This window comes from Mesorhizobium sp. M7A.F.Ca.MR.362.00.0.0 (assembly GCF_004023175.1).
In the GTDB taxonomy this organism is placed as follows: domain Bacteria; phylum Pseudomonadota; class Alphaproteobacteria; order Rhizobiales; family Rhizobiaceae; genus Mesorhizobium.
On the sequence record NZ_RZTF01000188.1, the window covers coordinates 1 to 8148 of the forward strand.

Below are 8148 nucleotides of genomic sequence, written 5' to 3' on the forward strand. Positions count from 1 at the left end.
GAACGCGGACCGTGCCCCAGGCATCGTCGTGCGGCGATTGAGGCACATGGAAGAAACCGATCTGCTTGCCCTCGCGATCGAAGTCGACCGACGTGTAAACACTGTTGTTCCGGGGAGTGATGGTCGCGCGCACAGTGTTTGCAGGTCTCGGTACGGTCATCGGGTCGGCCTCGAAATTCATTGTCCCCGTCATCATGTCAGTTTTATATATGGTGTCAAGTTTGGATATAAAACCAATGGCAATTCCGATTTCTTGTCTCTATCGTGCGGGACCACCGGGGATTCTTCGAATGGCAGATGATGCAAAAGAGAGTGGCAAACCGACCTATTCGGCCCCGGCACTGACCAAGGGTCTGGATGTCCTGGAACTGCTGGCGGAGGCGCGGGCGCCCTTGACGATGAAGGAGATCGCGGAAGGCCTCGGCCGTTCGAAGAATGAGATTTTCCGGATGCTGATCGCGCTGCAGGAGCGTCAATATATCGAGCGCAACGCCGAGACCGACGCCTATTCGTTGACCGACAAGCTTTTCAAGCTGGGGCTGCACACGCCGAGCGCTCAGGATCTCATGTCCGCCGCCATGCCCGAGCTGACGCAGATTGCCGGGGACTCAAATCAGTCGCCGCACCTGGTCGTCTTCAATCATGGCTTGACCGTCGTGACCGCGGCCGCTCCCGGCGGCGAGGACATGGCGTTCACGCTGCGCCTCGGCTACGGCCGCCTGGCCACCGACGCGACCTCCGGCCATGTGATACTTGCCTTCCAGTCACCAAAGGTCGCAGCGCGGATGATCGATGAATGTGCGGCGCATTCACCGGCGCCGCTGGATCGTGACGCGCTGGAAAAGCAGCTTCGTACCATCCGCGCGGACGGCTACTGGATGCGCGAAAGCCGCGACTTCGTCGGCATCACCGATATCTGCTGTCCGGTCATCGGACCGGACGGCAGCGCCGTCGCCTCCATTATCGTCGCCTATATCAATCGCCATACGCGTGAAAGCCGCCATGCCTTTACTCTGGAGGTCCTGCGGGCTGCCTGCGATCGCATCTCCATGAAGCTGTCACCGAGGGTTCGCTAAGGGATCGTGATGCGCTGAGGGCGCGGCGAAGCACCGTCCGCTGGCCGTTTGCACCGGATTGATAATACCAGTATAGGTCCAGTCAGGAATGTTTTGATCCTGGGTGCTTCTCGCGCGGGAGGAAGGGCAATGACAACCGTGAACCTGATCGGGCTTGTCAGTCGGGAAATGGAAGCGACAGCGTCCGATGTGCCGCTTTACAGACGGTTGAAATCGGCGATCGAGGCAGCGATCCGTTCCAATGCTTTGAAAGCCGGCGCGGTTCTGCCGGGCGAGCGGGTTCTGGCGGAAGCCCTGTCGATCTCGCGTGTCACCGTGAGAAAAGCTCTGGCGTTGCTCGAAGAGGAAGGGCAGCTCAATCGCCGGCATGGTTCCAAAACCGAGATCGGGTCGCGGGTCGAAAAATCGCTTTCGACGCTGACGAGCTTTTCGGAGGACATTCTGGCGCGCGGCCTGAAGCCTGGATGTCTATGGCTTTCCAAGCAGATAAGCCGTCCATCCCCGGCCGAAATGATGGCCCTGGGTATTGCGGGCAATACCAATGTGGTTCGCATGCGTCGTGTGAGGACGGCCGATGGCGCGCCGATCGCCGTCGAGGTCTCGGCCGTGCCGGTTCGCTTCCTTCCTTCGCCCGAGATGGTTCAGGATTCCCTTTATGAAGCGCTTGATGCACGCGGCTTCATGCCTCAGAGGGCAATCCAGCGCATGCGCTCGCGCGGCGCGTCGCTGGAGGATGCAAAGCACCTTCATTGTGACGCGGGCGCACCGCTGCTGATGACCGAGCGCCGCTGCTTTCTCGCCGACGGACAGATCGTGGAATACTGCGAGACACGCTACAAAGGCGACGTCTACGATTTCGTCTTCGAGCTGCAAAGATAATACCAGTTATGAACTGGTTGTAATCTGGTATTTTCCATTTATCGTGATGGCGACAAGGGAGTGCCGACGTGCAGCGGGAAGACATCGCCAACAGTCTCATCGTGTCCTGCCAGCCGGTTCCCGGCGGCCCGATGGACAGTGCGCAGTTCGTGACGGGCTTTGCCAGGGCCGCTGTTGAAGCCGGAGCCAAGGCCCTGCGCATCGAATCCGTGCCCTATGTCGCGGCCGCCCGCCTGGCCGTCCGCGTGCCGATCATCGGTATCGTCAAGCGCGATCTCACCGACAGTCCCGTGCGCATCACACCCTATCTGGCCGATGTCGAGGCCCTGGCCGAGGCGGGCGCCGATATCATCGCTTTCGATGCGACGGAGCGTGTCCGTCCCGTTCCTGTCGAAGCGCTTGTGAAAGCCGTCAAGGCCAGGAACAAGCTGACCATGGCCGATTGCTCTTGCCTTGACGATGCGCGCCGGGCCCTTGCCGCGGGTGTCGATTTCGTCGGCACGACGCTTTCCGGCTATGTCGGCGGGCCGGAGCCGCAGGATCCGGATATCGCCCTCATCGCTGAAATGCGAACCCTGACCCCCTACGTCATTGCCGAAGGGCGTATCCGGTCGCCTGAGCAGGCGGCTGCCGCCGCGCGCGCCGGCGCCTGTGCCGTGGTTGTCGGCTCGGCGATCACCCGTACCGAGCACGTCACCTCATGGTTCCACCAGGCGCTTTCCGACGCCTATGCGGCGAGGGGCGCGCAAACCGCCCTTGGCACAAGTGTCCTGGGCCCAACCGTCCTGGGCCCATCCGTCCTGGGCATCGACATCGGGGGAACCAAGACCATGGCCGCGCTGGTCAACGATGGCACGGTGATCGAGGACAAGATCGTGCGGACCGCGCGAGAGGCTGGACCCGACGCCTGGCTGGCATCCCTCGCGCAAAGCACGTCAGCCTGGTCGAGCCGCTTCAGCCGCATCGGCATTGCGGTGACCGGACTGGTGCAGGATGGACGCTGGTCGGCATTGAATCCGGCAACCCTTGGCATTCCCGACGGCTACCCGCTGGTCGAAAGGGCATCCGCTGTTTTCGGCAAGCCGGTCTGTGCGTTCAACGATGCCCAGGCGGCTGCCTGGGGCGAATACAAATTCGGCGCCGGGCAAGGTCGCGACATCGTCTTTCTGACCATCTCGACCGGAATTGGCGGCGGCATCGTTTGCAACGACCGATTGCTGTCCGGTCTAGCCGGTCACTTCGGTCTGATCCGTGGTCTGTCTGAAGACCGGGCTCCGCTCGAAGACAGCACCTCCGGCCGCTGGATCGCTTCGGAGGCCCTCAAGGCCGGTTCCAAGGCGGACGCCGCCGATGTGTTCGGACACGCGCTGAAGGGCGAGGACTGGGCCGGCGCCATCGTCTCGCGGAGCGCCTCGCGGGTCGCGGCGCTATGCTGGGACATTCAGATGATGTTCGATCCGAAATTGATCGTCATCGGCGGCAGCATCGGTCTTGCAGAAGGCTATCTCGACCGGGTGCGCGCACATCTGAGCGAGGTCCCGCCGCGCCTTTCCCCCCATCTCGTGGCGGCGAAGCTCGGAGGCCACGCCGGCGTCATCGGTGTTGCCGATCTTGCCGAATGGGCAAGGTAACGGCGCCCCGGTCGTGTCATGCAAAAATCATCAAAAAAGAAGGGAACGATCATGAAATTGAGCAGGACATCTTTTGCGCTTATGGCCACCCTCCTTGCGGGGACGGCTTTGCCGACCTTTGCCAACGCAACCGTGACCGTGCTCGGCTGGCCTGGCGGCTCCGAGGAAACCGCACTGCGGGCAACCGTGGAAACCTACAACAAGCAGGCCAGCGATGCCGACAAGGTGGAGTTGCTGTTCTTCAACCGGGAAGGCTTTTACGACAAGCTGCAGGCTGACATGGCGGCCGGATCCAGTGCCTTCGACGTGAACCTCGTCGCCACCTACTCGCTCGGTCGCTACGCGCCCTATATGGAGCCGGTCGATCTTGGCACGGACGCGATCAAGGTTTTCGGCGAATCCGTTCTCAAGACGATGCAGTTCGACGGCAAGCAATACGGCGTGCCGACAGACCTTTCGTTGCACTTCATGTACTACCGCAAGGATCTCATCGACGCCTTGATCGGGGATGACGCCGCCAAGAAGACCTATGGTGAAATCGCCCAGAAATATCTCGGCAAGCCGCTGCAGCCGAAAGACCCGGACAGCTGGACCTGGGACGACTGGGCGGCCACCGCCCTCTATTTCGCCAAGCAGGTGAACCCCGACAGCCCGGTGCGTTATGGCACGGTCCTGCAGATGAAGAACCTGCTGTTCAACATGATGGTCTTCCAGTCCCTGCCGCGCTCCTACGGCGGCGACTGGATGGACAAGAACGGCAATGTCACGGTGGATTCCGATGCCTACAAGACCGCCCTCGAGCTCTACAAGAAACTCTATGATGCCGGTTCTTCACCCAAGGATTCGCTGAGCTACGAATATGCGGAAACCAACGCGGCCTTCGCATCCGGCCAGGCCGCGACGGCGCTGCAGTGGAATGCCGCGGCGGCGGATCTGACCAGCACCGAAAAATCCCCGGCCGTCGCCGAGGTGACCGGGATCGTCGCGCCACCGGCAGGTTCCGACGGACGCGCTGATCATATCCACGGCCTTGGTTTGGGCCTTAACAAGAACGCCAAGAACAAGGAAGGCGCCGTCAAGTTCCTGAAGTGGCTCGCCACCGAGGATGCGGCCTTGCTCTATGCGCGCAACGGCGGTTCGCCGGCATTGTCTCCCGATGTCGTGGCCAAGGTTGCGAAGGAACGTCCCGACCTCGTCAAGCTCGGCGAATTCGCCAGCAAGTACGGCTATGTCATGACCGGAGCGACGTCCGCGAGTGCGCTCCCGGTCTATGAGCTGCAGGCAAAGGAGTTCACCGGCTACTGGTCCGGCCAGCAGAGCCTCGAGGATGCGCTCGCCCACACCAAGGCGGGCATGCAGGACCTTCTGAAGAAATAAATTATTGGCCGGATGCCGGGCCGAGGCCCGGTGTCCGGCGCGTTTGGCGGATCGACATGGCCCTTGTGACACGTGCCGAAGGCAGGATGTATCTGACGCCGCTGGTCGGCTTCCTGCTTCTGTTCCTCGGCTTTCCGGCGATCGTCAATCTGATCTATTCCGTTTCGACCGTCACATTCGAGACCTTGCGCAGTCCGGTGTTGAGCGGTTTCGGTAACTATGTCGCGGTGTTGAACGACCGCGAATTCTGGAGCTCGGCCTGGTTCTCGCTGCGCTTCGGTATTCTTAGCGCATCGGCGGAATGTCTGATCGGCCTTTTCCTTGCCATCTTCCTGGCGCCGCTTCTGTGCAAGCGTCCAGTCCTGATGGCGCCGTTGATGCTGCCGCTGATGGTCGCACCGGCCATGGTCGGTCTCATGTACCGGCTGGTGCTGCATGAATTCGCGGGCCCCGTCCCCTACTATCTCTTCGAATGGTTTGGCGACAGCCCGGCCTTCCTCGACATCGACAATGCCTTCCGCACCCTTGTCGTCGTGGAGACGCTGCAATGGACGCCTTTCGCCTTCCTGCTCTTCTACATGGCCTATTCGGCCATACCGCTCGACGTGCGCGAAGCCTCCTCGCTCGATGGCGCATCACCGTTTGAGATCGTTCGGTGGATCGACCTGCCGCTGATGAAGCCGACGCTGGTCATCGCGTTTTTCATCCGTTTCATCGACGGTTTCCGGGTGTTCGACAATGTCTATGCGCTGACCGGCAGTGGCGCTGGCGGGTCAACGACGTCCTTGTCGATCTACATCTATCAGGCCTTCTTCAAGGAAGGGGCTATCGGCAAGGCGGTCGCCGCTTCGGTTATCCTGTTCCTGGCGTCGTTCATCGTTCTCCACGGCCTTAACCGGCTTGCCGGCCGCAGGAAGCGTTGACGATGGTCAGGGCACTGCGCTGGATCGTTTTTGCCATCGCCGTGCTGGCGATGAATTTCCCCATTATCGTGACGCTGATCACATCGCTCAAAAGCCAGCGCGAGCTTTCGACGAACCCCGGTTTGTGGATCAGCCAGCCGACGCTCGACAACTATCTGGAGGTTCTGACGCAGACCAGCCGCTTCAACATCTATGCCTACCTGCTGAACAGCACCGTGGCGGCGCTGATCGGAACCGGCCTTGCGATCGTGCTCGCGTTCCCGGCTGCCTATGCAATCGCGCGTAGCGACGCGGGAAAGCGCTTGGTCCTGCCGATCGTCATCAATCTTCGCGCCGTACCGCTGATCATCTTCGCGATCCCGCTTTACATGATGTACCAGTGGCTGGGCCTGCTCGATACGCAGATCGGGCTCGGGCTCATCCTGACCATCGTCAACGCGCCTCTTGCGCTCGTCATCCTGGTGAACGCGATTTCAGATGTACCGGTCGAACTCGACGAGGCGGCGAAAGTCGATGGCGCAAGTTCCTTGCAGGTGATGATGATGATCGTCCGGCCCGTCATCCGACCGGCGCTCGTCACAACCTTCATTTTCGGCTTCATCACTGCCTGGAACGAGTTCCTCTTCGGTCTCATGCTGACAACCAGCCGTGCCGTGCCGATGACGGTCGGCGCGTCCTTCTTCTTCGCCGCAAGCGGCGGCGGCGTAAAATGGGGAACCGCTTCCGCGGTCATGATGCTGGGTGCCTTGCCGCCGGCCTTGCTGGGTCTTGTGATGTATCGGCAGATATCAGGATCCATGACCGCTGGAGCGGTCAAAGGCTAAAGCAAGACGAGTTCGTCGTTCTGACTAGTTGAACAACCCTATCTGACAGGGCGAGCGCACTTGTCAGGCCAGGTGACTCGATTCCGAAAAGACTGATCAGCCGTCCGGACGGATCTGCCAGAATGTCGAAATCGCCGAACTGCAACCCGTTCGTTTTAGGCCGCAGCCCGCAATAGCTCGGCTCCAGTTCCCCGTCCCTCAGCCCCGGCCAATAGCGTCGGATGGCCGCGTAAAATGGTGTGGCCCGAGTTGGGTCGACCGCGTAGCCGACCTCATCGACGGGCTCGACGTCCGGCCCGAAACGAACCGATCCGGCCATATCCAGCGTCAGGTGAACTCCGAGGCCGCCTGGTTCCGGAACCGGATAAACAAGATGGTTGAAGGACGGGCGGCGTCCAAGCGCAAAGTAATTGCCTTTGACGTAGGTGACATCTGGGATTTTGCCGCCATGCCCGCCCGCAAGGCTCCGGGCAACGAGATGGGCTGACAATCCGGCCGCATTGATGACCAGATTTGCGGCGATCCTATAGCCTTCCATATCGCCGCCAAACTGGAGCTCGCAGCCCGTTTCGTCGACGCTGCCGCCGAGAACCGGCGCGCGAAACGCAAAGGTGGCACCGGCATTCTCGGCATCGCCCTGTAGCCCCAGCATCAGCGCGCGGCTGTCGACGATCCCCGTGCTTGGGGACAAAAGCGCGCCGGCAACGTCCAGTTCAGGCTCAAGGCGTTCCACATCCGCGCGGCTGAGCATCTCCAGGTCCGCAACACCATTGTCCGCAGCCTTGGTCCGGATCCCCTCCAGGATCGGCAATTCCGCGTCGCTGGCGGCGACGATCAGCTTGCCGATGCGTTTGTGCGGAATCCCGCGCGCTTCGCAATAGCGGTAAAGCGCGTTCTTTCCTTCGACGCATAGCTGCGCTTTCAGGCTGCCCTTCGGATAGTAGATGCCGGCATGGATGACCTCGCTGTTGCGGCTCGACGTGCCCAGCCCGGGGCTGTCCTCGGCCTCCACGACAAGAACTTCGCGTCCCTCGAGCGCCAGCCGCCGCGCAATCGCCAGGCCGACGACGCCGGTGCCGATGACGATACAATCGACTTTCTCGTCGGGGACCTCCATCGTCTGGGGCACAATGCAGGACGTGCAAGCAGGCCTCACCAGAATTCCGGCCCGCCGAAAGCACCACAAGCATGACATGTCACTCCATCGGCCGTTTCTGTCCGAGCGTGCAACGAAATAAAGCACCGCGATTGCGGCAAATACCATAATGTTGGTGATCGACGAAGCGCATAGAGCTCCGGCTTGACGCCATAGCGCAGTGCGCTCCAGGCGACCGATGGCATGGTAGGCGTGGCGCCGGGTAGAACGAGATATTCGGGCCATTGAGCGACAGCACGAAGGCTACGATCAGGCTGCCAAATAAGCCCGACCATGCAGGAA

Annotated in this window: 7 protein-coding genes and 2 pseudogenes; 6 read left to right on the top strand and 3 right to left on the bottom strand. The window is 61.2% G+C overall.

Annotated elements, in window-relative coordinates:
* Positions 1 to 181 (bottom strand): annotated as a pseudogene (locus EOC06_RS21430) (hypothetical protein); the annotation flags it as partial.
* 55 nt (positions 182 to 236) lie between these two features.
* On the opposite strand from EOC06_RS21430, the gene EOC06_RS21435 reads away from it, so the two are divergent.
* The 6 genes from EOC06_RS21435 (at position 237) to EOC06_RS21460 (ending at position 6710) form a co-directional block, all read left to right on the top strand.
* On the top strand, positions 237 to 1076 hold the full coding sequence (locus tag EOC06_RS21435) for an IclR family transcriptional regulator (RefSeq protein WP_206631227.1): 840 nt from the start codon (positions 237 to 239) through the stop codon (positions 1074 to 1076).
* Between the two features lie 129 nt (positions 1077 to 1205).
* Positions 1206 to 1955 carry a GntR family transcriptional regulator gene (locus EOC06_RS21440; protein ID WP_128308727.1) on the top strand — a complete coding sequence of 250 codons (750 nt, stop codon included), beginning with the start codon at positions 1206 to 1208 and terminating at the stop codon, positions 1953 to 1955.
* 68 nt (positions 1956 to 2023) lie between these two features.
* Complete coding sequence (locus tag EOC06_RS21445; protein ID WP_128308728.1) at positions 2024 to 3586, top strand: putative N-acetylmannosamine-6-phosphate 2-epimerase; 1563 nt, start codon at positions 2024 to 2026, stop codon at positions 3584 to 3586.
* Between the two features lie 81 nt (positions 3587 to 3667).
* Positions 3668 to 4963 (top strand): sugar ABC transporter substrate-binding protein, encoded by a 1296-nt coding sequence (locus EOC06_RS21450; protein ID WP_245469870.1) that lies wholly within the window; start codon positions 3668 to 3670, stop codon positions 4961 to 4963.
* A gap of 56 nt (positions 4964 to 5019) precedes the next feature.
* Positions 5020 to 5886: a carbohydrate ABC transporter permease gene (locus EOC06_RS21455; RefSeq protein WP_128308730.1), complete on the top strand. Its 867-nt coding sequence runs from the start codon at positions 5020 to 5022 to the stop codon at positions 5884 to 5886.
* A gap of 2 nt (positions 5887 to 5888) precedes the next feature.
* Positions 5889 to 6710: a carbohydrate ABC transporter permease gene (locus EOC06_RS21460; protein ID WP_128308731.1), complete on the top strand. Its 822-nt coding sequence runs from the start codon at positions 5889 to 5891 to the stop codon at positions 6708 to 6710.
* Here the strand turns inward: EOC06_RS21460 and EOC06_RS21465 are convergent.
* Positions 6700 to 7827 carry an NAD(P)/FAD-dependent oxidoreductase gene (locus EOC06_RS21465; RefSeq protein WP_128308732.1) on the bottom strand — a complete coding sequence of 376 codons (1128 nt, stop codon included), beginning with the start codon at positions 7825 to 7827 and terminating at the stop codon, positions 6700 to 6702. The genes EOC06_RS21460 and EOC06_RS21465 overlap by 11 nt on opposite strands.
* A 35-nt stretch (positions 7828 to 7862) precedes the next feature.
* Positions 7863 to 8148, bottom strand: a pseudogene (locus EOC06_RS40900) (hypothetical protein); the annotation flags it as partial.